We start from the raw sequence: 26,228 nt of genomic DNA, 5'->3' as shown, positions 1-26,228 counted from the left end.
ACCATCCGGTTTTATTCCCCCGGATGGTATCCCCCCAACCACTGGTACTTTAAGCCTTAGCCGTTGTACTTTTCCCTGAAACCCTAATTCAGATCAATATTCATAACTTTGACCTTATAAATTTAGTTAACATATTAACTTATTCGCTATATACTGATTTTAACTTGTCACCCTTTGACACTACTTTTAAAAAGAATAAACACGATTGAGAGGTCTCCGATGGGAAAAATTGTACTCGCGGCAAAAATCACCCATGTTCCAACCATGCTGCTTTCTGAACGTCCGGGTAAGCTGGAAGGCTGCCGCCAGCAAGCCATTGACGGCCACAGGGAAATTGCCCGCCGTGCCCGTGAAGCCGGGGCCGACACCGTCGTGGTTATAGACACTCACTGGCTGGTCAATGCTGGTTATCATGTTAACTCCGGGGAACACTTTAAAGGCAGCTTCACCAGCCATGAATTCCCGCACTTCATTCAGAATCTTGAATACGAATACACCGGTAACCCGGCACTTGGCGACCTGATCGCCGAAAAAGCCACCGAAAAAGGCGTATTTACCCTGTCTCATCAGGTAGAAACCTTGGATCTGGAATACGGCACTCTGGTGCCAATGCGCTATATGAACCCGGAAGCAGACCTTAAAGTGGTGTCCGTTGCCGGCTGGTGTACCGTCCACAGTCTGGAATCTTCGAAGTTACTGGGCGAAGCCATTCGCGAAGCCATTGAAGCCAGTGACAGCAACGTCATGCTGCTGGCTTCCGGCTCCCTGTCGCACCGCATCTGGGACAACGACGATTACGAAGCCAATAACGGTACCTTCACCATCTCCAAAGAATTTAACCGTCAGGTCGATCTGCGGGTACTGGACCTGTGGCAGCAGGGAGACATCAGCACCTTCCTGAAGATGCTGCCGGAGTACGCACAACTGTGTTCCGGCGAAGGCGGTATGCACGACACCGCCATGCTGTTTGGCGCACTGGGCTGGGACAACTATCAGGGCAAAGGTGAAGTCATCGGTGAATACTTCCCAAGTTCCGGTACCGGTCAGGTAAACGTCGTCTTCAGCCTTTAAATACTAAAACATCCAATGGCCGGCCAGCCTGACTGCCCGGCCATTTTTTATGAGTGGAATCTGTATGCTCACCGAAGAAAGCTCACTTAGCTGGCAAAGCGCCTCACAGATCTGCGCTGCAAGCTGCCAGTATGCCAGCGAACATCAGCTCAAGATCTGCGTATGGGTGCTGGATCGCCACGGCAATCCACTGGCCATGCAACGGATTAACCACGCCCCGCTGCCCTCCACAGACATCGCCCGCAAAAAAGCATATACCGCCGCCAGCTTTGGCTTCGGTACTCACCTGTGGCAACAGCGGCTGGCGGATAAACCCCACCTGCTTTCAGGCCTGACACAACAGCCGGACATGATACTGTTCGGCGGTGGCCTGCCAGTAACATACAAGGGTCAGATGGTCGGCGCTGTTGGCGTATCCGGCGCCAGTGAAGCACAGGATCAGGCCTGTGCCGCTGCTGGCATCGCAGCCCTTCCTGAATTGCAGAACCCGTAACATGACCCCGACTACACAGCAAAACCCTGCAAGCGCACATCTGCCCGGCATTGCCTGGTTTACGGTCATGTCGATGGTCAGCCCGGTGGCACTGAACATTCTCATGCCTGCCCTGCCAGACATTGCAGCCGACCTTAACGTCAGCACCGATGAAGTTCAGCTCAGCCTGACCCTGTATCTGCTGACACTGGCATTCGGCCAGCTTATATGCGGACCGCTGGCAGACCGCTTTGGACGAAAGCCGGTATTGCTATGTGGCATCGCCCTGCACTTTGCCGGCTGTTTACTGGGTGCATTTGCCGATGACCTGCAGTCGTTATTGCTTGCCCGGGTATTACAGGCTGCCGGTGGCTGTACCGGCATGGTGCTGGCCCGCACTATCATGCTTGATTGCTACAGCCGTTCTCAGGCTGCCGGTAAAATTGGCTACATCACCCTTTCGATTGCACTGGCACAGGCCATTGCCCCCACACTCGGTGGGCAGCTTAATTTACTGTTTGGCTGGCAAGTGCTGTTTCATTTTTCCCTGCTGCTGAGCAGCCTTTCATGGCTGATCGTTTTGCTCATCGTTCCTGAAACCGCCATCAAGCTGACCACCCGTATTCGTCTCAGCACTGTACTGCAACGCTACCAACAGCTGGTCTGTAACCGCAATTATATCCGTTACAGCGCATCAGCCACCCTGATTGCCTGCGGCTTCTACCTGTTTATCGGAACTGCTCCCTACATAGTTGCTAGCCAGATGCAGGGCACTTCAGCAGATTTCGGTAACTGGTTTTTAATCGTCGCACTGGGCTTTATGGCTGGTAGTTATACCGCCGCCAGACTTTCTGCAAATCTGGGCATTGCACGAATGATTTTTCTGGGCAACGCAGTTTCAGGTTGTGCAGCGCTCAGCCTGTTCGCAGGATTGCTGATCACAGGCCTGTCGACCACGACGCTGAGTTATCTTCTGCTATTCCTGCCAATGGCGTTCTACACCTATGGCCGGGGGCTCAGCCAGCCCAATAATCAGTCTGCGGCCATTGCCAGCAGTGACATCGCCCCGGGAGCAGCTTCAGGTTTATTAGGGTTTATGCAGCTGATCACCGGCGCGCTGGTTACCCAGGTCGCACCGCTGATTTTAGAACTGGGAATAGTATGGCTGGCAGCCACCCTGATGATGTTTGTTGCAGGTGCCATTCGCCTGAGTAGCAGGCGTTAAACCCGCTCTTGCGTATCCACCGCGATCTGCCCGGATTCCGGAGAACAATTGTCCCGAAGCCAGGCGTAGCTGAGGGACAGAATTGCCACCTCCAGTACGCCACAGACCGTCCAGACAACCACTTGTAACACCTGTACTGCCAGCCCGGAGAAATCCTGCAACGCGATATTCATCAAATCAGTCAGGGCTGGCAACAGTCCAATCAGAATCAACAGACGCCAGCCATTCCCCCGACTTAGCCGCCATGCAATCACGGGACTGCGATTTTCTGCATTGATGGCAATTGCGGGGAACATCACAGCAAACCGGGTAAGCAGATAGATAAAAGGTAAAAACATCAGGTAGGTCTGTAACCACAGAAAATACAAATTATCCATTGCCGGCCCCAGGACTTTAGCCAGAGCGGGCAGCATCAGCATCGCCCAGGGTATGATAGCCACTATTGCAACACTGCAAATCAACACCCACCAGAGCACGAACCGGGTTTCGGTCATGGTCCAGCGGAACACCCTACTTTGAGACACCTCTTTAGCATCTAGCAGGAAAATCCGGTGATAACTTACCATCACCAGAGGAATACTAAGGTTAACAACCAAAAAGCCAGCCAGCAGTAAGAAAAAAGGCGGTTGAGTAACGCCTGCAGTAAGGAGCACCGAGGTTACAATTTGTGCGATCACGAGACATAAAATCGCCGGCATTCCATAGAGCAGCAGCATACTGAACTGCCTGACAGATAATGAAAACGCGCGAATAAGAATATTAAAGACGGGAAGCTTAGCCGTTGCTCTGAAGTCATCCATAACCGTGAGTCCCTTGTTTACTGCTATGTTGTAATACCATTCATCGGGCAACTTACGTGCAACAAATGAACAGTATTAAACATAGCACAGCCTGAAGAGGCCGAAACAAAATGACTTACAAGGGTTAATCCAAGGGTACTATTAATACCGGTCGCCCGGCGTTCTGCATTACCTTGGTAGCAGTTGACCCAAGAATCACACTGCCCAGCGTGGAATGGGTTCGGGTACCCATGACAATCACATCCGCCTCCATGGCTGCTGCTTGCTTTACGATCGCTTTCCACGGGGTGCCTTCCACAATGACAGAGTTCACCTCCAGCGCATCCGGCAACGGGCTTTGGGCACTCTCGTCCGCCAGAAACCCGGCAATCCGCTGTTCAAGATTTTGCTTCAGATCCGTCAGGCTCTGCCGGTACATATCCCGCATGTCGTCATCCTTCAGCAACGTCTGCAGCACCATATTGTCTTTATGGGTCGACGCCAGCACGTGAAGATAACTGATTTCTGCAGGATGCCCGCCGGTCACCGCCACGGCTGCCCGCAGTGCCGGCCGTGAGCCTTCTTCCATATCGGATGCGTACAGCACCTTTTTCATTCGGTTAATCATGTATCACTCCTTTTGTGCTGCTAACGGTACAGCAGTTCCGGCAGGAACAGTGCAACAGATGAAACGGCGGTAATCAGCACCAGACGGATAATGTCGGCACACCAGAACGGGGTAACCCCTTTAAAAATGGTACCCGCCTTAACGTCCCTTAATACGGCACTGAGTACAAACACATTCATCCCCACCGGTGGGGTTATCAGGCTGATTTCGGTAACTACCACCACGACAATGCCGAACCACACCAGATCAAAGCCCATGCTCTGCACCAGCGGGAAGAAGATCGGCACCGTCAGCAACAGCATCGAAAGGCTCTCGAACACCATGCCCAGCACAATGTAGATCAGCAGAATAACGACGATCACCAGCATCGGAGACAGCTCCAGGCTGTTCACCATGGCCAGCAGATCAGCAGGTAAGCCCGCCCGGTTAATGAAGTTGGAGAAAATCAGCGCGCCGATTAATACCGCAAACAGCATGGCCGAGGTGCGCGCCGTATCCGTGAGGATCTCAAACAGGCTGCCCCAGTTCAGGCTGCGCCGTAACATGGCAATCAGGAATGCACCGCCGGCCCCGATGCCTGCCGCTTCCGTCGGCGTGAAAATGCCCAGATAAATACCGCCCATCACCACGCTGAACAGAATCAGCACACCCCAAACGCCATTTAAAGCTTCCAGACGCTCAGGCCAGCTGAATTTCTCGCCACAGGGGCCAGCCTCCGGGTCACGCCAGACCACATACCGCACCGCCCCCAGATACAGCAGAATGCCCAGCATGCCGGGAATAAAACCCGCCGCGAACAGTTCACGGATACTGGTTTCTGTCAGCAGGCCATAGATCACCAGAATCACACTGGGGGGAATCAGAATCCCCAGGGTACCACCGGCAGCAATGGAGGCCGTGGCCAGTGAGTCGGCATAGCCGTATTTACGCATCGGCGGCATGGCTACCTTTGCCATAGTCGCCGACGTTGCCAGGCTGGAACCGCAGATGGCCGAGAAACCACCACAGGCCACCACCGTTGCCATCGAAAGGCCGCCTTTGCGATGCCCCAGAAAGGCGTAGGATGCCCGGTACAGTTCCTGAGAGAGGCCTGATTTCGTTACCAGATTACCCATCAGGATGAACAGCGGAATCACGGACAGGCTATATTCCTGTGCCGTATCAATGACCCGCTTGGAAGCCATGGATAACGCGCCGGTCCAGCGGAAATCCAACATATTGTCGAACGTCAGGCCCTGCAGAAATGCAAAGCCGAAAAACCCTACCAGCCCCATCGCGAATGCAATGGGTACCCGGACGATAACGATCATCGCCAACAGGATAAAAAAGCCGGTTAATGCAATCATCATGAGTGAATACCCCATGCGCCTGTGGCGCTAAATCTGAACTGCCTGTCTTAATCCCGGGGCTGAGTAATCAGCCGGTACGCGCCGTAAGTCAGCATTGCAGCGGCGGTAATCCAGCTCATCATGGCGATATATTCCACCACATAGCCCACCGGAACCTGCAGGTACTCAGTCACTTCGCCACGCCGGATTGAACGGGCCGCCAGTTCCCAGATCCGTACCGCCAGAAAGTACAGCGAACCGCTGATCAGCAACACGGATACCAGACCCAGTACCTGAATCATCCGGCTGCCCAGCCAGCGGTCGAGAATGTCCACCACCACATGGCCACCCCGCCAGGTCACCACCGGCATTTCAGCGAATACCAGTACCGCAATGGCCATTTCAGTGAGTTCAGTGGTGCCGTCGACCGCATCCGCGAAGAAATAACGGCCAATCACATCAGCGCAGGTCAGCGCCATCAGAAAAAACAGGGTTACCGCTGCAATCAGTTCCAGAGCAAAGGCCAGCCAGACAACCGGCCCCTGTTCTTCGTAATGCGCGTTCACCCAGGCAGTTAATGCCATAGGAGCCACCTCATATCCGTCGCGCACATTACTTATAGTTACGGGCTACTTCACGCAGTTCCTGCAATGCGTTGCGGGTATCCACACCCCGGTCTTCAACCGATTCAATGAAGGCGTCGTCCATGCCTTTGGTGAGGCTGATAAATTCCTGTGCAAAGGCATCATCCGGCTTGACCATGATGACGTTCACACCGGCTTCCTGAGCAGCGGCAAGACCGTCTTTATCGCCGGCATCCCAGGCGCGACCGGCCATGGCAGAGAGTTTTTCGCCGGACACATCCAGAATCGCCTGACGGTCCTGCGGATCAAGATCATCCAGAAAATCAGGGTTCATAAAGATTGAGAAACTGCCCATGTACATGCCGCCCGGCAGGGCCACCACATTGCGGGCCACTTCTTTCAGACGCAGACCTTTCTGGTCGATCAGCGGGATAAATACGCCATCAATCACCCCCTGCTGCATCATTTCATACACTTTCGGTGCCGGTGCACCCACGGCAGTCACACCCATGCGGTGACCGATCTCACCCTGCACACCGCCGCCCAGACGGATCTTCTTACCTTTCAACTCTGTCAGGGAGTCAATCGGTTCTGCCAGCTGAATCTGACCCGGCCCATGGGTAAACAGACCGATCACTTCCAGCCCGTCGTGCTCGTTGGCGTCGGCCAGATACTTCTGATGGATGCGCCAGTGCGCCACTGAAGCCGCCTCGGCATTGGTACCCAGCAATGGCTGTTCAACCATCTGGGTCAGTTTAAAGCGGCCCGGCACATAGCCGTGGTAGCTGAAAGAGGCATCCACCACACCGTCTTCCACCAGCTCAAACATGGTTTTCGGATGGCCCATACCATATTCAACAACGACCTTTACCCGGCCTTCGGTGGCTTCTTCCACCCACTTGGCCCAGGTCGGCCAGACAACGGTGTTCTGGGTATGGGTCGGTGGCAACCAGCTCGCCACCCGTAAGCTTGTTTCTGCGCTGGCGACGCTGGCCAGTGCGGTCAGTAATCCTGCTGTGAGAAGTTTTTTTATACTCATTATTCTGTCCTCAAAGGTATATTTCAGCTTGCGTACACTTATAAAGTTAATATGTTAATTATTCAATTCTATGTACCTGACACAGAGAAGAAATACGACCATGGCCCAATCTGCTAAAGGCTCTTCTTATGGGTCTTTTTCTTCTCCCGGCAAGTACTCAGAATCCTGTTTCCCGCCTGCGCTTCAGCACAGACGGTTGGTAAATCACAGTATCCTCAGAAGCACTTACCAAGCCTCAGCGGCTGGCCAGTTTCTGATGGATGTTGTTCTGTTTGTAATTCAGTACCGGGTGCAGCTCAGTCATCTCAAATCCGATACTCATGTAGCGCTTATCAAAAACCAGCTGCAGGCATTCGGTAAAAGTGGCGAATACCTTATCTGCCGCGGCTTTCAGCACCTCCGGATCACGCCCCGAGCCTACTTTGGCCGTCAGGTGCACAAAGGTATTCTCCGGATCACCTTCACCGATTCGATAATGCTCACAGCGAACAGCCCGGGTACGGATACCGCCAATGGGAAACACCCCGGTGGCGATGGCCGTGTTATTCAGCTGTTCGAACAACGCCGGAATGTCCAGATCATCATCCAGATTGGCTGAATATTCCATAATAAAATGTGGCATATTTGCCTCCTGTTTAGCCGCCATCATGACAGGTTAAAGCCGGCAGCCAATCCCACGATCAGGCAGGCTGCCGGGCCCTGTACATACGGGCTTTTTCAGCGTCCCAGTACCGGCACGTTATGCAAGTCGTGGGCAATACAGACGTTCTTGGTTTCCATATAGAAATCGAAACTCCAGTCACCGCCGTCACGGCCCACACCGGACATCTTTACACCGCCAAACGGCGATGGCAGGTTACGGTTATTTTCCGAGTTCACCCACAGCATGCCCGCTTCCACCTTATTGGCCATGCGCATGGCGCGGCCGGTGTTAGCGGTCCAGATGTAGCCGGCCAGACCGTAAATGGTGTCATTTGCCAGTTCGACAGCCTGTTCTTCGGTTTCGAATTCAATGGCGGTCAGCACCGGGCCAAAGATCTCTTCCTGCGCAATGCGCATGCTGTTATTGGCATCCACAAACAGGGTCGGGGCAACGTAGTTACCCGGGCCGAGTTCGTCACGCAGAGAATGGCCTCCCACAGCGACGGTTGCGCCGTCTTCCTTAGCGGTGTCGAAGTAGCCGGTTACCTTGGCGTAATGGCCGGTATGTACCAGCGGCCCTACCTCGGTTGCCGGATCCAGTGAGTGGCCCACTTTCAGATTGGCAACCCGCTCTTTAAGTGCGGCCATGAACTTGTCTTTAATGCCGCTCTGTACCAGTAAGCGGCTGGAGCTGGTGCAGCGCTGGCCATTCAGGCTGTAGATCATGAACACCACGGCATCCAGTGCACGGTCAAAGTCGGCATCATCAAACACGATTACCGGGTTTTTGCCGCCCAGCTCCAGATGCAGACGCTTCAGGGTCGAAGCGGTCTGTGCCTGAATCAGCTTACCGGTAGCGGAATCGCCCACCAGTGCCACCGCTTTAATCGCCGGGTGCTCAGTCAGGGCTTTACCCACTTCGGTACCGAAGCCGTTGACCATGTTCCAGACACCTTTCGGCAGTCCGGCAGCTTGCGCACATTCCGCCAGAATGGCACCGGTCAGCGGGCTCAGTTCAGCAGGCTTATGTACCACCGTACAGCCCGCCGCCAGTGCCGGGGCAATCTTCCAGGTAGACAGCATGAAGGGAGTATTCCACGGCGTAATCACCGCCACCGGGCCGATCGGATTACGTACGGTGAAGTTAGTGTGCTGATCCTGATGCAGGGATAAACCGTTACGGGCTTCCGGGGCTTTGTCCGCAAAGAAACGGAAGTTAGCCGCACCGCGAACCGCCGCCTGACGCATAAAGCGCAGCGCCTGACCGCAGTCCATGGACTCAACCAGCGCAATCTCTTCGGCACGCTTCTCAATTTCATCCGCCAGTTTATGGAGGATTTTCTTGCGGGCAGCGCCAGGCATTTCCGCCCATTCAGCGGAGGCTTTACGGGCCGCTTCGCAGGCGGCGTTAACATCCGCCTCAGTGCCTTTCACCACATAGCCCAGTGAAGTATTGTCGGTAGGCGTGGTGTTTTCGAAGGTCTGGCCTTCGGCACCCTGAGTCCATTCACCATTGATGTAGTGACCCAGAGTGTTGTCTTTAAAACGTGCCAGATAGCCTTCGGCTTTGGCAATGTTTTGCTGTAATGCTTCGCTCATCGTTATATCTCCGGGTCTTGATTAATACTTGTCGCCATAGAAATGCTGTTCCGACACAATATGGGTTTCCAGTGCGCCGACCTTTTCGATCTCACAGACAACCACATCGCCGGGCTGCATATCTTTCAGGCCCTTAGGGGTACCGGTAGCAATCATGTCACCCGGTTGCAGGGTCATGATCTTGCTGAGGTATTCCACCAGGAACGGCACATCAAAAATCATGTCAGCAGTGCTGCCTTCCTGAGTCAGCTCACCGTTGACACGGGTAGTCAGTTTCAGATTGCTGATATCGCCTACATCGTCTTTATCGATCAGCCACGGGCCGATCGGGCACAGGGAATCACGGCTCTTCACCCGCAGATTCGGCCGGTAGTAGTTTTCCAGATAGTCGCGGATGGCGAAGTCGTTACAGACGGTGTAACCGGCGATGTAATCCATGGCATCTTCGCGGGCGATGTTCTTCCCTGCTTTGCCAATCACCGCCACCAGCTCACATTCATAGTGCTGAAATTCAATATCATCCGGGCGGTAAGACGGCTGCTTATGGCCGGTCAGGGTATTAGCCCCTTTTAAGAACACCAGCGGCTCGGTGGGCGGCTCAAACGCCAGCTCAGAGGCGTGATCTGCATAGTTAAGCCCCAGCGCAAAAATCGTTCCCGGCTGTTTTACCGGGCACAGCCAGGTGACTTCAGCTTCATTCAGTTCGGTGCCGTCAGCCAGTAACAGACGGTTAGCATCATCTACGGTGATATCCAGCTCAACACCGTTATGTAATACGCGTGCGTGTTTCATCGTCTGCCCCTTAATCAGCCAGTTGGTTATTCAGTTCTGCCACACCGGCGATGGCCGATGTAACACGGTCGCTGCGCTGCACGGCTGTGCGCTCGCCACGGAAACCCACCGCCAGCACATCACCGGCCTGCAGGGTCATGATGCGGGACACGATGCTGATCAGCTCCGGCACACTGCGTTCCAACTGACTCATTGGCAATTCACTGACAGTCTCGCCATTCACCTGGGTGACAACGGTCAGTGCCGCAGGATCAGCCACCTGATCTGCAGCCACCACCGCTGCGCCTACCGGCGCACTGCCGTCCAGGCATTTACCCTTAATGTCCGGGCGGTAATAGCTTTGTTCCGGTAAGGAAAAATCATGTAACAGGGTGTAGCCACCCACAAAGTTCAGAGCCTCATCAGCACTGACCCGGCAGCATTCCTGACCCATCACCACCGCCAGGCTGGCGCCCACCACCATGGCCGCTTCCCCGGCCGGCCATTCAATGACCGCGCCGTCGGTATTCCAGGTGTTATGAGGTTTGAAATACAGTACCGGCTGAGTCGGTGCTGCTTTATAAGGTGCCTGGCTGAATTCAGCCTGCATCGCGGCCAGCTGCTGTGCATCGTTTAATGCCACGCAGACCAGCTTGCCTTTAACAATCGGATTGCTATTCATAGTTTCTGTACCTGATTAATAACCGCTGGACTGACCAGCGCCAGCACTGCCTGCAGTGCCGTTTTTAAAGCTTTTCGCTAACTGCCGGGCGGCATTGCCCAGCAACAGAGTGTCGACGCCAATGCCCACAAAACGGGCCCCTTTGGCGACATAGTCATTGGCTTTCGCCGGATTAATACACAGCAGACCGGCGGCTTTACCGGCGGCATTGATGATGGCGATGCCCTGCTCAATGGCAGCGACCACGTCCGGATGATCCGGATTACCCACATGGCCCATCGAGGCAGAGAGATCCGACGGGCCAATAAAGACTGCATCCACCCCGTCAACCGCAGCAATTTCAGCCAGATTTTCCATCGCGGTGGTGGTTTCCGCCTGAACGATCAGACAGATTTCATCATTGGCTTTTTGCAGATACCCCGGCACGTTATTCCATTTAGCGGCACGGGCCAGCGAACTGCCCAGCCCACGGATGCCCTGTGGCGGATACTTCACCGCCTGCACCAGCTCACGGGCCTGTTCGGCGGTATCACACATGGGAATCAGCAGCGTCTGCGCGCCGATATCCAGCAAACGTTTCAGTAACGCCGTGCGGCCTTCTTCCGGGCGCACAATGGCCGATACCGGATACGGTGCCATTGCCTGCAGGTGGCGCATGGTGCTGCCCAGTTCGAAAGGCGCGTGTTCACCGTCGATCAGTAACCAGTCAAAGCCGGCACCGGCCAGAATCTCGGCACAGCTTGAATCCGGCAGCCCCAGCCACAGCCCCCATAAAGGCTGATCGCCTTTAAGCCCCTGCTTGAAGGTATTCACCGGCAACTGTGTGCTGTAATCGGTTTGCAATTCAGAAGACATAGCCCGCCCCTCAGACAAACTTCACAGAGATACCGCCCAGCGGGCCGTAATCTGCATGCACAGTATCACCGGCTTTTACCGGTACCGGACGGGTAAACGAGCCGGACAGAATCACCTGACCCGGCTCCAGCGCCACCCCGTGCGGGGCAAAACGTTTGCACACCCAGCAAATGCCGTTTGCCGGATGGCCCAGCACCCCGGCAGCAATGCCGGTTTCTTCGATCTGACCGTTGAGGTACAGCAAAGAGCCTGCCCAACGCAGATCCATTTCCATCGGTTTGATCGGGCGGCCGCCCAGAATGATGCCGGCATTGGCCGCATTGTCAGAAATGGTATCCAGTACCTTGCGGGTATAGCCGGTTTCCGGATCGGTACGGTGGCAACGAGCCGCAATCAGTTCCAGCGCCGGTACCACGTAATCGGTGGCATTAAGGACATCAAACATGGTGATGTTGTCGCCTTCCAGACGGTCTTTCAGCACAAATGCCAGTTCAACTTCGATGCGCGGATCAAGGAAGTCATCCACCTTAATTTCAGCGCCATCCGCAAAGAACATATCATCCAGCAGCACGCCGTAGTCCGGCTGATCAATGTTTACTGCCATCTGCATGGCACGGGATGTCAGGCCGATTTTGTAACCCTTAACGCTGGCCCCTTCTTCAATCTTACGGTCAACCCAGGTTTTCTGGATTTTATAAGCGTCATCCATATCCATCCCGGGATAATCCAGGGTAAGCGCAGGAATCTGCTGGCGGCCATTTTCTGCGTTGTACAGGCGTTCAGCAGCATCGCTGATCTGTTCCGGAGTTAACATGTATGTGCCCTTTTCAATAGGTTTGTTTTCAGGCCAGATACCATGGCATCAGGCGAGTCATCTGTGTCTTTTACCGAAACAGATAACATCTTAACTATCTCTCACCAAATATACTTAATATCTTAATCAATATCTACTAATTAACATATTAAGTATTTATATAAAAATGCCCATCCCCTGTTAAGGGGTTATACAAACAGGCTCTGACGGAAATAAAACGGTTCAGCCCGGCACGGCGTCCGGGCTGTATATGAGGTGGTGCTTACAGACCACCCATGCAGATGTACTTGGTTTCCAGATAATCATCCAGCCCATACTTGGAACCTTCACGGCCCTGACCGGACTCCTTAACGCCGCCAAACGGAATGACTTCAGAACTGATGGCGGTTTCATTCACCCCCACCATGCCGTACTCGATCCCTTCTGACACCCGCCACACACGGCCCAGATTCTGGGTATACACATAGGCGGCCAGACCAAACTCGGTATCGTTTGCCATCGAAATGGCTTCTTCTTCAGTGGAGAAGCGGAAGACCGGCGCAACCGGGCCAAAGATCTCTTCACGGAACACACGCATATCCGTATTTACGCCGGTCAGGATTGTCGGCTCATAGAAGTTACCGCCCAGCTCAGATGGCTGACCGCCGGTCACTACCGTCGCCCCTTCAGCCACGGCATTTTCGACCTTGGCGTGAATATCATTCAGCGCCTTTTCCGTAATGACCGGACCGTGGGTAGTATCTTTATCGAAGCCCTGCCCCAGACGGAAGCCGTTCACGGCAGCGGTAAACTTCTCAACAAAAGCATCGTAGATACTGTCCTGTACCAGCAAGCGGTTGGCACAGATACATGTCTGACCCGAGTTACGGTACTTAGAAACCAGTGCACCTTCGATCGCCGCGTCCAGATCCGCATCGTCAAAGATGATGACCGGCGCATTGCCCCCCAGCTCCATGGAAGTACGCTTAACGGTATCTGCACACTGTTTCATCAGCAGTTTGCCCACCGGCGTTGAACCGGTAAAGGTCACCTTTTTAACTACCGGGTTAGCAGTCATTTCACCGCCCACCGCCACTGCATCCGATGTTGGCAGCACCGAGAACAGGCCATCCGGCAAGCCGGCCCGTTTCGCCAGCTCTGCCAGCGCCAGCGCCGACAAAGGTGTTTCCGCCGCAGGCTTAAGCACAATGGCACAACCCACCGCCAGCGCCGGCGCCACCTTACGGGCGATCATCGCATTCGGGAAGTTCCAGGGTGTAATCGCCGCCACCACACCCACAGGCTGTTTTATCACCACACCGCGGCGGTTCGTTTGTGGGGTAGGAATGATGTCGCCGTAGATCCGTTTACCTTCTTCGGCGAACCACTTAAGGTAAGACGCACCGTAGGCAACTTCGCCCACCGACTCAAACAGCGGTTTACCCTGTTCCAGGGTCATCAGCGCCGCCAGATCCTGCTGATTTTCCAGGATCAGTGCGTGCCAAGCTTCCAGCACCGCAGAACGCTGTGCCGCAGACAGGGCTTTCCAGCTTTGCATTGCCGCCTCAGCCGCTTCAATGGCACGGCGGGTTTCCGCCTGACCGACACTGGCAACGTCGGCAATTTTCTCACCGTTGGCAGGGTTGTATACCGCGAAACTCTCACCCGCATCACCGTTAACCCAGTCACCGTTAATAAAGGCCTGGGTTTTCAGCAAGCTGCTGTCCTGTAATTCTAATTTCATAACTTACCCGTATTAATTTAATTATCGTATTAGCCGGCAGCCCGTCATATTCTGGCTGCCCACTGATAAGCGTTTTGGTATTTACTGCAGAGTACTCCAAATAAAATTAGTTAACAAGTTAACTAATTTTATAATATTCACCATAAAGGCTAACAGTTACCGCTTAAGCTGCGCCGGCACCCACCAGCCAGATCATCAGATTGATACTGAAAAATGCCAGCAGGGTTGCCGGCAGCAGAACCGCAGAACACAGCTCTCCCATGTTGTAACGCAGGCCAAACACCGCATAAATGCTGAACATCGGCATACAGGCCAGCACCAGTGCTACGGACTGAAACAGTGCCGGCATGGGCGGCATCAGAATGATCATCAGCACAATGCATAAAGGATGCAGAATCAGCTTGCCCAGTACGATGACGGAAATATCCGTTACCATCCCCGCCGGACGCAGCCCCACCAGCATGCCGCCGATGGTGAACAGAGCCAGCCCACCCACCGTCATCGCCAGCATATCGATTGCCTTGCCAACAAACGCCGGCGGTTGCAGGCCGGTCAGCGCACTGGCCAGCCCTACGCCGATTGACATCACCACCGGATTTTTCAGTAACTGAGGCAGCGCTGCACCCAGTGACCGGAAGAAACCTTCATTGCTTTGTTGCCCGGTATCCGCCAGCGCCAGCGCCAGTGGCAAAATAAAGAAGTTCTCAACAATGAGCGTCAGAGCAAAGGGTACCAGTGCGGCTTCACCAAACAGCTGCATAATGATCGGAAAACCAATCATCAGGCTGTTGGATAAGCTCCCCCCCAGGCCAAACATGGCACACTCGGTTAGCGATTTGCGCCGTAAACGGGCAATCCCAAACAGGGTCAGAAATGACAGCAGCGAACCCAGGCCAAAGATCAGCAGATAATCAAAGTGAAGGATGTCCTGAAACGACCGGGAACTGAGTGCTTTAAACATCGCGGCGGGTAAACCGAAATTAATCACAAACCAGCCAAAGGTGCGGATAGCATCACGGCTTAGATAGCCCAGCCGGACCACCAGAAAGCCCAGACCAATCAGCAAAAAAGTCGGGCTGGTGAGGGAAACAATGTACGTAAAGTCCTGCATATCAGCAATTTCCTGAAAATTTACCTACGCAAAAACCCGCAGACTCTTCCGAGCCGCGGGTTATCTTTAACAACAGGTCGTCAGATCAGACCATGGTTGGGTCCGGCTCCAGCCCCATCAGCGAGCGGCCCAGAATCTGTTTACAGACGTCATAGTCGGTATAGGCATGGGCAGCGGTCATGTGGGAATCCCGGAACAGACGCTGGGCTTCGTTATCGCTGAACCAGCAACTGCCACCAGCCACTTCAAAGACCCGGTCTACCGCTTCGATGCACATCTTCACTGCATAGGCCTGATTGGTACGCCAGAAGGCCAGTTGTTCATCCGTCGGATACTGCTTAAGCTCACCCAGTTCTTTATGCTCATCCCAGGTTTTTTCCATGAACGCCCGGGCTGCCGCCACCTGATGGGTGGATTCCGCCAGACGCATCAGTGCCGGGGTGGCATGACCCACTTTCGCACCGGTATAGGCACGGACCCGGTTTTTAGTGATGTTGCGGTACACTTCCAGCATACGCTCAGCAATGCCCAGACCGATGGCCGCAAAACCGCAGGCAAAATACGGCCGGTATGGCGCATAAAAGATCTTGCTGTCCGGATACAGGCCAAAACCTGCAGACTTACCGGTCATCATGTCTTTGGCCGCTTCAATCCGGTGTTCAGGAATGAAGGTATCCGGTTTAATCTTCAGCGTTTTGGTACCGCTGGAACGCATCCCGGCAGCATACCAATCGTCTTCAATTTCGTAGTCATCCCGGGACACGACACCAAAACTGTAAATCTTCTCGCCGTTTTCCCCGTCACGCAGGAAACCCAGAATGGCCCATTCCGCATGGTCGCAGCCGGAACTCCACTTCATATCGCCGTTGAACAGCACCCCGCCTTCGGTCTCCTGTACCTTACCGAAGGGTGCGATACTGCTGCTGGCAGTGGCATCCGGGTCGTCGCCCCAGAACTCATCCTGCGCCTGTTTGGAGAACATCGCCATCTGATGGCTGTGAGTCGCCAGCAAGCTACCCGCCCAGGCGGTACCGCCGCAGGCACCGGCAATGGCTGCGATGCAGTCGGTCAGCTCCGGCAGGGATATTTCCAGACCACCATAGGCTTTAGGCTGTAAAGCCCGGTGAAACTTCACCGATTTAAGCAGACGGATGTTCTCTTCCGGTACGGTACGGGCTTCTTCTGCCTGTGCGGCATTCTCTGCAATACGGGGCAGAATTTCCTGAAGCTTATCGAGTAATGGATTAGGCCTGTGCATGATGTCGCTACCTTCACTGTGATTCTTGTTTTAAGCAGCTACCGGATAACGGTTACTGCAGGATGATGACAGTTTGCAACGCACGGCGGATCAGGAGAATGGATCTTTCAGTGGCTTTGTTGTACTTTTGACAAGGCATATAAGTTAATATATTAATTAAATAGCTAATTACAAGCCAAGCAGCAACAGGATAAATACCCTTAATTTCAATCAGTTAACAAGCATACCTCACAGTACTCTGCTTCACTGGCTTGTACTAATATTGATAAAACAACGCCTGACAGGACTTTACAGCGAACTATGAGCACCCGGCCCGCCCCCCTCAAAACCCGCCAGAAGGATGCCATTCCCAACATCCATATTGGCCAGGTGTATGATCAGCGTTATATAGAAGCTGACATTCATTATGAACGTCTGGAGAACCTGGCGGACTTCTTTGGCCGGAATATGCCGGTGCATTACCACGACCGTTTCTACCAGTTACACGTGGTACTCAGCGGCACAGTGCGGGTGCATCTGGATGAGGTCAGTTACACCGCCCGGGCGCCCATGTTCTTCCTGACGCCCCCGACCGTCCCCCATGCCTTTATTACGGATGATCAGGCGACCGGCCATGTGATTACCGTTCGCCAGCAACAGATCTGGGAAATGCTTGGCGAAATCGACCAGCCAAACAGTCAGGGAGTAATGAGCCAGCCGTTATGTGTTGAACTGCAAACATCCGCCAATGATGCAACCGCCAGCCGGATGCTGCGGCTGCTTGAAATGATGTCTGCGGAGAATAACCCAGACAGCCTGCAACACGCCCGGGCCCAGCAGGCTTTGCTGCAACTGGTGCTGATCGATATATCCCGTCTCGCGGATCAGGGCCAGCCTCAACAGAATACCCAGAAGGAAGATGTACGGGTTTTTCACCGCTTCAATGAACTGATCGAAAACCATTTCCGGGAGCACCTGACGCTGGACCGTTACGCAGACCAGATTGGTGTTACCGAAGCCCGGCTGAATAACATCTGTCGCCGCCTTGCCGGTCAGCCCTCAAAACGGCTGATTATGGACCGGCTGGTGCAGGAAGCCCGCCGGCTGCTGACCTATTCGACCGCACCGGTCACCGAAATTGGCTACCATCTGGGCTTCAAAGACCCTGCGTATTTCGCCCGTTTCTTTCGCAGAAATACAGGTGTGACCGCCAGCGAATACCGTGACAAACGGAAAAACCTGTAAATACAGATGGATACCGGTTAAAAATCTGGTATTTTTTGCAGCTTTGGAAAAACGCACCTACATGAAAAGTACCAGTGAAGCCATGAAAAATATATTCATAGATTTCACAACAGGCCTATAATTTTCTCAGGTAATGCGTATTCTGGTGCTTTACACAGCCATGCTGACCTGAACGGGTTTCAGCCAGCCACATCAGACCGCCCAACTAACTACAATAATGAGTAATATCTATGTCTGCTTCAGGTTTCGATGCTAAAGATTTTCGCCGCGCACTGGGCCAGTTCCCCACCGGCGTCACCGTGATTACCACGCTGGATGAGTCCGGCAAACCGGTTGGCGTCACCGCCAGCAGCTTCAACTCTGTATCCATTGAGCCGGCACTGGTGCTGTGGAGCATCGATAAAGGCGCCAACAGCCTGAGTGCTTTTCAGAACGCTAAACACTTTGCAGTAAACGTGTTGGGCCGCGAACAGGTCAGTACCTCCAATAACTTTGCCAGCCGCGGTGAAGACAAATTTGCCAACGCCGACTATCACACCGGCATTGGTGGTGTGCCATTGCTGGACGACTACGCCGCGCAGTTCGAATGTAACACCTGGGCGGTTTATGAAGGCGGTGACCATCTGATTCTGGTGGGTGAAGTGAAAGAATACCGGCATCACAGTGAAACCGAACCACTGGTATTTGCCCGTGGCAGCTATGCAGTCTCGGCCCAGCATCCGGAAATGATGCAGAATCAGGCAGAAACTGTCACCGCCCCGGAAAACGACTTCGTTGGCGACTACCTGCTGTATCTGGTACGGGAAACCTACCAGCGTTTCAGCGCCCAGCTGTATCCGAAACTGAACCACGAGTGCGATGTAACCCCTGAAGAATGGCGTATCCTGGCCCGCATGGTTAACCAGCCGGAAGTGGCCATCGACCAGTTGACTGATCTTGTCATGCAGCCGGAAATCAGCCTGCGCCAGACCGCTGACTGGATGATGGAAAAAGGTCTGATCCAGTACAAGGACAAAGACACCCTCAAAGCCACCGAATCCGGTGCGGACATGGCCCGCCGCCTGCAGAAGCTGGCACTGGAAGAAGAAACCAGACTGCTCAGCGACCTGAGCCCGCAACAAACGGCCACTTTAAAGAGCAACCTGAAACAACTGATCGACAAGCTGTAACAGGCCGGCACACACTCCCCCGCACCAACGTGGGGGAGTCATAACATGATTTGCCTTGCATTCTGATTACATAGTTAATATGTTAACTGAATTATCAGCCGTATAAATCCCGTCAGGTGTATTCAGTATGACTGCCTCCCCACGCATTCCCCATCAATTCCAGCACCAGAGCCTGTCCCTGATCAGCAGCCTGTTACCCGTCAGCAATGCGGTTTTCTTTCTGGTTGAACCGGGTATGCAACACCGTGGTGCCGTCATCTTTAACGGCTGTCAGGATATGGAGAAGCAGTACACCCAAAAGTACAACACCATGGACCCCCTCAGCCCGGACCGCTTTCGCGATAAGGATACCCGGGTAGCCACGCTGGACTCTCAGATTGCACCACATCTGCTGAAACAGAGCCGTTACTATCAGGAATTCATGCTGCCCAATGATCACCGCTATGTAGCCGATCTGTTCTTCCGCCACGGGGGCACAATCGTCGCCATCCTGAGCATCCTGCGGGCGGAAGCTCTGGGAAATTTCACGGTTTCTGAGCTGGAACTGCTGAACAGTGTTCAGCCCTTTATGGAGTACAGCCTGAACACGGTTTACCTGCCCCGCCGGCAACAGGAGCGTCAGGGCTTTCACCAGCAGTATCAGCTCACCGAACGGGAACTGGACGTACTTGAACTGCTGATCAGCGGTGCCAACAACAAGCAAATCGCCACCGAACTGAACCTTGGCCTGGCCACGGTTAAAACCCATCTTCACCATATCTTTCAGAAAACCGGCGTACAGTCCCGGGCCGAACTGGTCAGCCGCAGCCTGCAACGTTTGCAGGCTGGCTGATCACCGTATAAATCAGCCCTCTCAACCATCTGATGGATGCTCCTCAAACCTGATAAGCCGGATACTCAAACGCTGATTCAACAGTTTGACGGTATCTGTTATGCAAAACGCTCCTACACACACACCTGCTCAGGATCTGCTGGCCCGCAGAATTAACGTACTCGGCCCCCATACCCCATTGTTTTATGACGAACCCCTGCATCTGGTACGGGGTGAAGGTGTCTGGCTTTATGATCACAGCGGCAAACGCTATCTGGATGTTTACAACAATGTCCCCCACGTGGGCCACTGTAACCCACGGGTCGTTGAAGCCATGCACCGCCAGGCCAGCACCCTGAACGTGCACACCCGTTATCTGCACAACAACATCATTGACTACACCGAACGGCTCAGTGCCACCTTTGCGGATTCCCTCAGCATGGCGATGCTGACCTGCACCGGCAGCGAAGCCAACGAACTGGCCCTGCGCATGGCACGGCATCATACCGGCGGTCAGGGCATTATCGTCACGGATTTCGCCTATCACGGCAATACCGAAGCGGTGGCTGAAATCGGCACCGGCTTCATGCCGGAATCCCGCCATACCAAACGGGTAAAAGCCTTTGCCATTCCGGACAGCTACCGGGGTATCGAAGGTGTAGCGGAGGAACAACTGGCAGATGCTTATGTCGCACAGATCGCCCGGGCGATTGATGAATTCGCCGCTGAAGGCATTCCATTTGCCGGCATGCTGGTGTGTCCGGATTTTGCCAATGAAGGCCTGCTTAACATCCCTGCCGGATTTATGGAAAAAGCCACGGCGCTGGTACACAAGGCCGGCGGCCTGCTGATTGCCGATGAAGTACAGGCCGGCTTTGGCCGCACCGGAAAGCACTGGTGGGCCCATCAGTGGTATGACATCACTCCGGACATCGTCACCCTGGGCAAACCCATGGGCAACGGCCACCCGCTGGCGGGCGTTGTCGCCCGTGGTGATCTGATCAATGCCTTCACTGAACATTCTATGTACTTCAATACCTTTGGCGGCACGCCGGTATCCTGTGCAGTCGGCATGGCCGTACTGGATGCACTGGAGCAGGATAACCTGCTGGAAAACGCCGTCAGCACCGGTGATTACGTCGCAGCAGGGTTACGTCAGTTACAAACTAAATACCCCCTGATCGGCGAAGTACGGGACCGGGGGCTGTTCTTTGCAGTCGAACTGGTCACAGATCCTGTGACTAAAACTCCGGCCAAAAAACAGGCCCGGCGGATCATCAACCTGATGAAAGAACAGAGCGTACTGATCAGCACCATCGGCGTCCATGACGCCATTCTCAAACTCCGCCCGCCGATGCCCTTCCAGCCGGAACATGCTGATGTATTGCTGCACACACTGGATAAAGTACTGCAACAGGTTTCGGAGGAACTGGTCCATGGATGATTTTTACGGCCTCAGCCCGGAGCAACAGGCGGACCGGCTGGCACTGCTGGCCCGGCAAGCCCTGAAGCACTGGGATCTGACACCTGTCAGCATCAGCCTGATTAAATACCGGGAGAATGCCGTTTTTAAAATTACCACTGCAGATAACACCTTTGCGCTGCGCATTCACCGGCCGGGGTATCACAGCAGCGCAGCCCTACGCTCTGAACTGCAGTGGATGGCGGCGCTGGATGACGCCGGTATCGCGGTGCCCAAAGTCATCCCCACCACCGACGGTCAGTTACTGGTCAGCGTACAAACCGATGCCGTGCCGGAACCCCGCTGTGTTGATCTGTTTGCCTGGATCAGTGGCGAGCAGCTGGGCAGCGTGGAGCACGGGCTGGGGAAAGACAGTGCCAGCATTCGCAGTACCTACCGGCAGATCGGCCAGATCGCCGCGCAGTTGCATAATCAGGCCAGCCAGTGGAGCTTGCCCGACGGTTTTGAACGCCATGCCTGGGATGCGGAAGGTCTGGTGGGCGAACAGCCTTTCTGGGGGCGCTTCTGGGAACTGCCCCAGCTAACCCCTGATCAGCGGGAACTGCTACTGCAGGCCAGAGATAAAGTCAGAAATGTGCTGTCTGCACTGGAAAAGTCTTCCCGGAACTACAGCCTGATCCATGCGGATTTTGTCCCGGAAAACCTGATGACCGACGGCGATGCAGTTCGCCTGCTGGACTTCGACGATGCCGGCTTTGGCTGGCACATGTTTGAACTGGCCACCGCCCTGTATTTCGTGCTCCGGGAACCGGACTACGACATTGCCCGCACCGCCCTGACCGAAGGTTACTGCCAGTTACGGCCACTGACTGAAGACGACCTTGGGTTACTGGAAACCTTCCTGACCGCCCGGGGCTTCACCTATCTCGGCTGGATTCAGGACCGTCAGGAAACGGAAACCGCCCGGCAACTGACCGCCGATCTGATTGCAAGAGCCTGCCATCAGTCACGCCGTTACCTGGGCCTCAGCTAACCACACCGTGCCTGAAATCCGCTATTTCAGGCACAGTCACCTTAGCGCCAGCCTTGCCTGATTAACAATCCTTTCACTTACAAAGAAATACCCTTGCTGAACCTGTTTCAGTTGTGCTTTTTAGACTCCGGGGCCAGCAAATTTTTTTGGCCACCCCGCGCTAATGAAAATCATTTAAGGATAAGCACAATGTTACAGGGAAAACGTATCTCACTGATTGGCGTGCCGCCAGGCCAGCTTCAGCGGTTGATTGCGCTGTATAGCCAGCATAAACTGCAGATTGTTCCGTATGGCCAGCCGGCGGATTACATTATTTATGGCAGCCAGCTGGAAAGTATCAGCCTGATTGAACGGGGCACCGAACCCATCGCAGATGTCATGTCAGAAGAAGACTTTTTCGATCTTCTGGTCAGGAGCAATACAAAGCCGGGCTAGTCATTGCGGAAACACACCTGCTATCACGGACGCACCCGTTTGCCTCCAATACTCATCCGGACGGTCACAGCAGGCAGTGAATGCCTGCTCTGCCACGGCTCTCCTGTAAACGCAGACCGTAAAACACCTCAGACATTGGTCGTAAATTTACGGCTATGAAGGCTACAGATACCCATTTTGCAGATATCTGTAGCACATTTATTTTGCACAGGTCTAACAGGCCACCTATTCTTTCCGTGACACAGTCATTACAACTGTTCAAGGATGAATACACTATGCTCAAAGGCAAACGCATTTCCCTTATTGGCGTACCCGCCGATCAGATACAGCGTTTAATCGCACTGTACACCCAAAGCAGACTGCAGGTGGTGCCTTACGGCCACCCTGCTGATTACATCATTTACGGCAGCCAGCTGGACACTGTTGACGACATTCAGCGCGGTACTGAACCTGTCGCCGATGTCATGTCACAGGAGGACTTCCTCCACCTCCTGCTCAGGACCAATGCCGCCCTCGGCGCGTTTGCTTCCCGTGGCCGGCGTAAGGCCGGCTGACACTTACCCAATCTGGCTTTATCTGTACGGCGGGCTGCCGGTGCCCGCTTTGTTCGCCTGCACCTTTATCAGAAAACTTTATCTCCCAATAAATATTCATCAATAGACTTTAGTACCGGTTAGTTAGTATAAATTCAGTTCAATCAGCCACAGATGCAGCGATTTCAAACCAATCGCCCATCTGGCCTGAGGTAAGCTTTTTATCAGACAGCGGTTAACCGCTGCGGCACACAACAACAATTAAAGATCTCGGAGTTACACTATGCAACAGAATACGGTTACCCCTCTCCAGCCGGAACCCAGCCCTGAAGAACCGGCTGAACCTGCCCCTGCGCAACCGGACACCTCTACTCAGACATCTTCACTCGCTTCATCCAAAGAAAGGCTCAGACAACAGATCTGGCCTGACGACCGCTGCTTTGTACTCTCTCTGAATTAACCGGATCTTTGACCCACTGCACTCTGCCAGCCATCCGGTCAGAGGGCATAATGAAGAGTACTAACCATGCAGAACCATTTACGTTTGCTGGAACATTACCAGCAATACAGCAAGGCTGTGCACAGCCTCATGGAATCCATGATGGCCAGCCTCAGCGGCGCACAGCTGCTTTCTGATCAGGAACAGCAACAGCAGGCGGTACGGCGTCTGAGCCAGAATTACCCCTTCATCGAACTGATGTACAGCCTGGACAGCCACGGTGTGCAACTGATGGATACTGTTTTCAGCCCTCACGTCAGTTACCGCAAGCGCCGTCAGCCCGGCAAGGGCCGTGACCGCAGCCAGCGGCCCTATATGCAGATCCTGCAGCACCGTGACCGGGATGTCAGCGTCACGGAACCCTACCTGTCCAGCGCCACTCACCAACTGGCTATCTCATGCGTGCAGACAATTCAGAACAGCCACGGAGACGTCACCGGCTATGTGGTGCTGAATTTTAATCTGCAGCGGCTGATTTCTTACCTCAAGGGGGATCAGTTACGGGAGCGGGTACATCCGGCTTTTCAGGGGGTATACGCCATCATCGGCGGGCTGTTGGTCATCGTTTCCCTGTTGCTGCTGGCGGGGGCGGGAAAATCCTTACTGGATGTATTTCAGCTCACCAGCGACGTCACCACCGGTGCCTTCGGTATCGTCATCCTGATTACCCTCGGGCTGGCAATTTTCGACCTTGGCAAAACCATTCTCGAAGAAGAAGTGCTGTCTAACAAAGACATCCACCACCACGATACTTCCCGGCGGACCATCACCCGTTTCATGTCGGCAATCGTCATCGCAATCTCCATTGAATCCCTGTTGCTGATGTTTAAATCCCTGCTGGCAGAAAGCGATACCCAGGTGCTCAACGCCGTATGGATGATGATGGCCGCCGTTGCCCTGCTGATGGCGCTAGGGGTGTATCTAAAGCTCAGTAAAGAATAGTTCAGTAAAGAATAGTTCAGTAAAGAATAGTTCAGTAAAGAATAGCTCAGCATAAGCCAACTGACTCTGCTGGCCGGCCCTCCGGTCAGCAACCGCCCCGCCTTCCATTCTGAAAAATACGCCCGGATCAACCATCTGGTTGATTACCCCCTTTTGCGCTTTGCTCTTAAATAGACCTCAGGCTGCCAGTACCTGCTGCCAGCTGACCAAACAATAATAAGACAGAGGTTCAAACTTGATGAGACTGCAAAAGGGTCATTACCTTTCATCTTTGCTGTTAGCAGCAACCATCAGCACCCCGGGCTATGCACTTAATTTAATCGACAAAGAAGGCGATCAGCTGAATCTGGATATCGAAGCGATTTTCGGTACCTTCAGCAGTGACCAGTCATACGGCAATGCCGACAGCAGCCCCCAGTGGCAGGAAGCGGCCATTAAATACGGTTTCTCCGGCCATACCACCCTCAGCAACAACAGCCAGCTGTACGGCACAATTAATGCCCTGACCACCGGCGCGTGGGGCGACGGTGAAGCCTCCGGCACCACCCTGGGTGACGAACGTCAGACCCGGTTCGAAGAGGTATATGGCGGCTGGCGCAACGACATGGTGGACTTCTCCATCGGCAGCCAGATCGTCACCATCGGTGACGGCTTCATCCTTAACGATGACGCCCTGAACTTCGGTAACGGTGTCGATTCAGATTTAAACCGTGGCGGCGCTTACTGGCTGGCAGGCCGCAAGGCATTTGATAAAACCGCCGTCCTGAAACTGGGGGGCGAGACAGGATTACGCACTGATCTTTTCTGGTTCGAATCCGACAACAAAGCTCAGGGCCGCCCGGAAATGGCCGGAATCAATGTTGAACATGTCAGCGACATTGGCACCTTTGGCGCGTTTTACCTGAAAGGGCTGGATACCGACCCGACCGGCATCGCCGGCGGCAACTTCGATAACCTGCAGCGTGACGGTCAGGAAACCATGAGCGTGCGATATCAGGGTAACGCCGGGGTTGAAAATCTGTTTCTGTCGGCCGAATTCGCCACCCAGGAACAGGGCAATAACAGCGCCGATGCCGATGCCTGGTACGCGGAAGCCGGCTGGACCTTCGCCGACCTGCCATGGTCGCCGAGTGTGAACTACCGCTACAGCACCTTTGATAAAGGATACGACAGCCTGTTTACCGGCTTTAACCGTGGCTTCGGGACCTGGTTTCAGGGTGAGGTCTGGGCCAACTATTCCGCTGCAGGCCCGGGCAACACCGGGGTGGACGTGCATCACGTAGGTGTGAAGGCCAACCCCACCGACACCCTGACCCTCGGTGCCCTGTATTTTGACTTTGAAGATACCACCGGCCGGGCAGAACGCTCTGATGCCCGGGAAGTTAACCTCTACGCCGAATGGGTGGTGAATGATCACCTGATCATCAGCCCGCTGCTGGGCTTCTATACCCCGGACAGCAAAACCAGCGTAGTCGACAACACCGACACCAACACCTATTTCCAGTTACTGGCCATCGTGCCCTTCTGATCCTTAACAACAACCATAATACGGTGACGCCAGTTGCAGATTCCCTATAT

General features: G+C 54.1%; 27 protein-coding genes. 13 read left to right on the top strand and 14 right to left on the bottom strand.

Going from position 1 to position 26,228, the window contains the following annotated elements; translation table 11 throughout:
• Nucleotides 1-219: 219 nt before the first annotated feature.
• The 3 genes from hpaD to PCI15_RS10440 are packed head-to-tail and all read left to right on the top strand — an operon-like array spanning nucleotide 220 to nucleotide 2,768.
• Complete coding sequence (gene hpaD / locus PCI15_RS10450; protein WP_271274275.1) at nucleotides 220-1,071, top strand: 3,4-dihydroxyphenylacetate 2,3-dioxygenase; 852 nt, start codon at nucleotides 220-222, stop codon at nucleotides 1,069-1,071.
• A 49-nt stretch (nucleotides 1,072-1,120) separates the two neighbouring features.
• Nucleotides 1,121-1,564, top strand: a complete 444-nt coding sequence (locus PCI15_RS10445; RefSeq protein WP_271274274.1) for a GlcG/HbpS family heme-binding protein — start codon at nucleotides 1,121-1,123, stop codon at nucleotides 1,562-1,564.
• Nucleotide 1,565: 1 nt separating this feature from the next.
• A complete protein-coding gene (locus PCI15_RS10440; RefSeq protein ID WP_271274273.1) occupies nucleotides 1,566-2,768 on the top strand; it encodes a multidrug effflux MFS transporter in 1,203 nt (400 codons plus the stop codon).
• Here PCI15_RS10440 and PCI15_RS10435 read toward each other — a convergent pair.
• From PCI15_RS10435 to PCI15_RS10370, 14 genes are all read right to left on the bottom strand, one after another.
• Entirely contained in the window at nucleotides 2,765-3,568 is an 804-nt protein-coding gene (locus tag PCI15_RS10435) for a hypothetical protein (protein ID WP_271274272.1), read from the bottom strand. The genes PCI15_RS10440 and PCI15_RS10435 overlap by 4 nt on opposite strands.
• A gap of 124 nt (nucleotides 3,569-3,692) precedes the next feature.
• Nucleotides 3,693-4,175: a universal stress protein gene (locus PCI15_RS10430; protein WP_271274271.1), complete on the bottom strand. Its 483-nt coding sequence runs from the start codon at nucleotides 4,173-4,175 to the stop codon at nucleotides 3,693-3,695.
• Nucleotides 4,176-4,195: 20 nt separating this feature from the next.
• Complete coding sequence (locus PCI15_RS10425) at nucleotides 4,196-5,524, bottom strand: TRAP transporter large permease (protein ID WP_271274270.1); 1,329 nt, start codon at nucleotides 5,522-5,524, stop codon at nucleotides 4,196-4,198.
• A 47-nt stretch (nucleotides 5,525-5,571) separates the two neighbouring features.
• The gene (locus PCI15_RS10420) at nucleotides 5,572-6,087 is read right to left on the bottom strand and encodes a TRAP transporter small permease (RefSeq protein WP_271274269.1); all 516 of its coding nucleotides are present in this window, start codon (nucleotides 6,085-6,087) and stop codon (nucleotides 5,572-5,574) included.
• A gap of 28 nt (nucleotides 6,088-6,115) precedes the next feature.
• A complete protein-coding gene (locus PCI15_RS10415; RefSeq protein ID WP_271274268.1) occupies nucleotides 6,116-7,126 on the bottom strand; it encodes a TRAP transporter substrate-binding protein in 1,011 nt (336 codons plus the stop codon).
• A gap of 235 nt (nucleotides 7,127-7,361) precedes the next feature.
• Nucleotides 7,362-7,748: a 5-carboxymethyl-2-hydroxymuconate Delta-isomerase gene (locus tag PCI15_RS10410; RefSeq protein ID WP_271274267.1), complete on the bottom strand. Its 387-nt coding sequence runs from the start codon at nucleotides 7,746-7,748 to the stop codon at nucleotides 7,362-7,364.
• Between the two features lie 95 nt (nucleotides 7,749-7,843).
• Nucleotides 7,844-9,367, bottom strand: a complete 1,524-nt coding sequence (gene hpaE, locus PCI15_RS10405; RefSeq protein ID WP_271274266.1) for a 5-carboxymethyl-2-hydroxymuconate semialdehyde dehydrogenase — start codon at nucleotides 9,365-9,367, stop codon at nucleotides 7,844-7,846.
• 21 nt (nucleotides 9,368-9,388) lie between these two features.
• Entirely contained in the window at nucleotides 9,389-10,159 is a 771-nt protein-coding gene (locus tag PCI15_RS10400) for a fumarylacetoacetate hydrolase family protein (RefSeq protein WP_271274265.1), read from the bottom strand.
• Nucleotides 10,160-10,169: 10 nt separating this feature from the next.
• Nucleotides 10,170-10,820 carry a fumarylacetoacetate hydrolase family protein gene (locus PCI15_RS10395; protein ID WP_271274264.1) on the bottom strand — a complete coding sequence of 217 codons (651 nt, stop codon included), beginning with the start codon at nucleotides 10,818-10,820 and terminating at the stop codon, nucleotides 10,170-10,172.
• 15 nt (nucleotides 10,821-10,835) lie between these two features.
• Nucleotides 10,836-11,675 (bottom strand): 4-hydroxy-2-oxoheptanedioate aldolase, encoded by an 840-nt coding sequence (gene hpaI, locus PCI15_RS10390; protein ID WP_271274263.1) that lies wholly within the window; start codon nucleotides 11,673-11,675, stop codon nucleotides 10,836-10,838.
• A gap of 10 nt (nucleotides 11,676-11,685) precedes the next feature.
• Nucleotides 11,686-12,489 (bottom strand): 2-oxo-hept-4-ene-1,7-dioate hydratase, encoded by an 804-nt coding sequence (gene hpaH / locus PCI15_RS10385; RefSeq protein WP_271274262.1) that lies wholly within the window; start codon nucleotides 12,487-12,489, stop codon nucleotides 11,686-11,688.
• A 262-nt stretch (nucleotides 12,490-12,751) separates the two neighbouring features.
• Nucleotides 12,752-14,212 carry an NAD-dependent succinate-semialdehyde dehydrogenase gene (locus tag PCI15_RS10380; RefSeq protein WP_271274261.1) on the bottom strand — a complete coding sequence of 487 codons (1,461 nt, stop codon included), beginning with the start codon at nucleotides 14,210-14,212 and terminating at the stop codon, nucleotides 12,752-12,754.
• A 163-nt stretch (nucleotides 14,213-14,375) separates the two neighbouring features.
• On the bottom strand, nucleotides 14,376-15,323 hold the full coding sequence (locus tag PCI15_RS10375) for an AEC family transporter (RefSeq protein WP_271274260.1): 948 nt from the start codon (nucleotides 15,321-15,323) through the stop codon (nucleotides 14,376-14,378).
• 85 nt (nucleotides 15,324-15,408) lie between these two features.
• The gene (locus tag PCI15_RS10370; RefSeq protein ID WP_271274259.1) at nucleotides 15,409-16,581 is read right to left on the bottom strand and encodes a p-hydroxyphenylacetate 3-hydroxylase oxygenase component; all 1,173 of its coding nucleotides are present in this window, start codon (nucleotides 16,579-16,581) and stop codon (nucleotides 15,409-15,411) included.
• Nucleotides 16,582-16,881: 300 nt separating this feature from the next.
• On the opposite strand from PCI15_RS10370, the gene hpaA reads away from it, so the two are divergent.
• The 10 genes from hpaA to PCI15_RS10320 all read left to right on the top strand — a co-directional run bounded on the left by hpaA (nucleotide 16,882) and on the right by PCI15_RS10320 (nucleotide 26,178).
• Entirely contained in the window at nucleotides 16,882-17,805 is a 924-nt protein-coding gene (gene hpaA, locus PCI15_RS10365) for a 4-hydroxyphenylacetate catabolism regulatory protein HpaA (RefSeq protein WP_271274258.1), read from the top strand.
• 230 nt (nucleotides 17,806-18,035) lie between these two features.
• Entirely contained in the window at nucleotides 18,036-18,974 is a 939-nt protein-coding gene (locus tag PCI15_RS10360) for a flavin reductase (RefSeq protein WP_271274257.1), read from the top strand.
• Between the two features lie 127 nt (nucleotides 18,975-19,101).
• The gene (locus PCI15_RS10355; protein WP_271274256.1) at nucleotides 19,102-19,806 is read left to right on the top strand and encodes a helix-turn-helix transcriptional regulator; all 705 of its coding nucleotides are present in this window, start codon (nucleotides 19,102-19,104) and stop codon (nucleotides 19,804-19,806) included.
• A 100-nt stretch (nucleotides 19,807-19,906) separates the two neighbouring features.
• Nucleotides 19,907-21,229, top strand: a complete 1,323-nt coding sequence (locus tag PCI15_RS10350; RefSeq protein ID WP_271274255.1) for an aspartate aminotransferase family protein — start codon at nucleotides 19,907-19,909, stop codon at nucleotides 21,227-21,229.
• Nucleotides 21,222-22,241: a phosphotransferase enzyme family protein gene (locus tag PCI15_RS10345; RefSeq protein WP_271274254.1), complete on the top strand. Its 1,020-nt coding sequence runs from the start codon at nucleotides 21,222-21,224 to the stop codon at nucleotides 22,239-22,241. Before PCI15_RS10350 ends, PCI15_RS10345 begins: the two co-directional genes overlap by 8 nt.
• A 189-nt stretch (nucleotides 22,242-22,430) precedes the next feature.
• A complete protein-coding gene (locus PCI15_RS10340) occupies nucleotides 22,431-22,676 on the top strand; it encodes a hypothetical protein (RefSeq protein WP_271274253.1) in 246 nt (81 codons plus the stop codon).
• 236 nt (nucleotides 22,677-22,912) lie between these two features.
• Nucleotides 22,913-23,230, top strand: coding sequence for a hypothetical protein (locus tag PCI15_RS10335; protein WP_271274252.1), 318 nt, complete (start codon nucleotides 22,913-22,915; stop codon nucleotides 23,228-23,230).
• Nucleotides 23,231-23,492: 262 nt separating this feature from the next.
• The gene (locus tag PCI15_RS10330) at nucleotides 23,493-23,669 is read left to right on the top strand and encodes a hypothetical protein (RefSeq protein WP_271274251.1); all 177 of its coding nucleotides are present in this window, start codon (nucleotides 23,493-23,495) and stop codon (nucleotides 23,667-23,669) included.
• Nucleotides 23,670-23,735: 66 nt separating this feature from the next.
• Nucleotides 23,736-24,650, top strand: a complete 915-nt coding sequence (locus PCI15_RS10325; RefSeq protein ID WP_271274250.1) for a PDC sensor domain-containing protein — start codon at nucleotides 23,736-23,738, stop codon at nucleotides 24,648-24,650.
• Nucleotides 24,651-24,888: 238 nt separating this feature from the next.
• Entirely contained in the window at nucleotides 24,889-26,178 is a 1,290-nt protein-coding gene (locus PCI15_RS10320; RefSeq protein ID WP_271274249.1) for an alginate export family protein, read from the top strand.
• The last annotated feature ends 50 nt before the right edge of the window (nucleotides 26,179-26,228 follow it).

The sequence above is a fragment of the Aliamphritea hakodatensis genome (assembly GCF_024347195.1).
In the GTDB taxonomy this organism is placed as follows: Bacteria; Pseudomonadota; Gammaproteobacteria; order Pseudomonadales; family Balneatricaceae; genus Amphritea; species Amphritea hakodatensis.
Note: the sequence above shows the minus strand (reverse complement) of the source record. Positions and strands in the feature narration are given on the sequence as shown.

Coding starts and splice junctions, on each gene's coding strand:
- hpaD (WP_271274275.1), top strand. CDS start 220: ATGGGAAAAATTGTACTCGCGGCAAAAATCACCCATGTTCCAACCATG.
- PCI15_RS10445 (WP_271274274.1), top strand. CDS start 1,121: ATGAGTGGAATCTGTATGCTCACCGAAGAAAGCTCACTTAGCTGGCAA.
- PCI15_RS10440 (WP_271274273.1), top strand. CDS start 1,566: ATGACCCCGACTACACAGCAAAACCCTGCAAGCGCACATCTGCCCGGC.
- PCI15_RS10435 (WP_271274272.1), bottom strand. CDS start 3,568: ATGGATGACTTCAGAGCAACGGCTAAGCTTCCCGTCTTTAATATTCTT.
- PCI15_RS10430 (WP_271274271.1), bottom strand. CDS start 4,175: ATGATTAACCGAATGAAAAAGGTGCTGTACGCATCCGATATGGAAGAA.
- PCI15_RS10425 (WP_271274270.1), bottom strand. CDS start 5,524: ATGATGATTGCATTAACCGGCTTTTTTATCCTGTTGGCGATGATCGTT.
- PCI15_RS10420 (WP_271274269.1), bottom strand. CDS start 6,087: ATGGCATTAACTGCCTGGGTGAACGCGCATTACGAAGAACAGGGGCCG.
- PCI15_RS10415 (WP_271274268.1), bottom strand. CDS start 7,126: ATGAGTATAAAAAAACTTCTCACAGCAGGATTACTGACCGCACTGGCC.
- PCI15_RS10410 (WP_271274267.1), bottom strand. CDS start 7,748: ATGCCACATTTTATTATGGAATATTCAGCCAATCTGGATGATGATCTG.
- hpaE (WP_271274266.1), bottom strand. CDS start 9,367: ATGAGCGAAGCATTACAGCAAAACATTGCCAAAGCCGAAGGCTATCTG.
- PCI15_RS10400 (WP_271274265.1), bottom strand. CDS start 10,159: ATGAAACACGCACGCGTATTACATAACGGTGTTGAGCTGGATATCACC.
- PCI15_RS10395 (WP_271274264.1), bottom strand. CDS start 10,820: ATGAATAGCAATCCGATTGTTAAAGGCAAGCTGGTCTGCGTGGCATTA.
- hpaI (WP_271274263.1), bottom strand. CDS start 11,675: ATGTCTTCTGAATTGCAAACCGATTACAGCACACAGTTGCCGGTGAAT.
- hpaH (WP_271274262.1), bottom strand. CDS start 12,489: ATGTTAACTCCGGAACAGATCAGCGATGCTGCTGAACGCCTGTACAAC.
- PCI15_RS10380 (WP_271274261.1), bottom strand. CDS start 14,212: ATGAAATTAGAATTACAGGACAGCAGCTTGCTGAAAACCCAGGCCTTT.
- PCI15_RS10375 (WP_271274260.1), bottom strand. CDS start 15,323: ATGCAGGACTTTACGTACATTGTTTCCCTCACCAGCCCGACTTTTTTG.
- PCI15_RS10370 (WP_271274259.1), bottom strand. CDS start 16,581: ATGCACAGGCCTAATCCATTACTCGATAAGCTTCAGGAAATTCTGCCC.
- hpaA (WP_271274258.1), top strand. CDS start 16,882: ATGAGCACCCGGCCCGCCCCCCTCAAAACCCGCCAGAAGGATGCCATT.
- PCI15_RS10360 (WP_271274257.1), top strand. CDS start 18,036: ATGTCTGCTTCAGGTTTCGATGCTAAAGATTTTCGCCGCGCACTGGGC.
- PCI15_RS10355 (WP_271274256.1), top strand. CDS start 19,102: ATGACTGCCTCCCCACGCATTCCCCATCAATTCCAGCACCAGAGCCTG.
- PCI15_RS10350 (WP_271274255.1), top strand. CDS start 19,907: ATGCAAAACGCTCCTACACACACACCTGCTCAGGATCTGCTGGCCCGC.
- PCI15_RS10345 (WP_271274254.1), top strand. CDS start 21,222: ATGGATGATTTTTACGGCCTCAGCCCGGAGCAACAGGCGGACCGGCTG.
- PCI15_RS10340 (WP_271274253.1), top strand. CDS start 22,431: ATGTTACAGGGAAAACGTATCTCACTGATTGGCGTGCCGCCAGGCCAG.
- PCI15_RS10330 (WP_271274251.1), top strand. CDS start 23,493: ATGCAACAGAATACGGTTACCCCTCTCCAGCCGGAACCCAGCCCTGAA.
- PCI15_RS10325 (WP_271274250.1), top strand. CDS start 23,736: ATGCAGAACCATTTACGTTTGCTGGAACATTACCAGCAATACAGCAAG.
- PCI15_RS10320 (WP_271274249.1), top strand. CDS start 24,889: ATGAGACTGCAAAAGGGTCATTACCTTTCATCTTTGCTGTTAGCAGCA.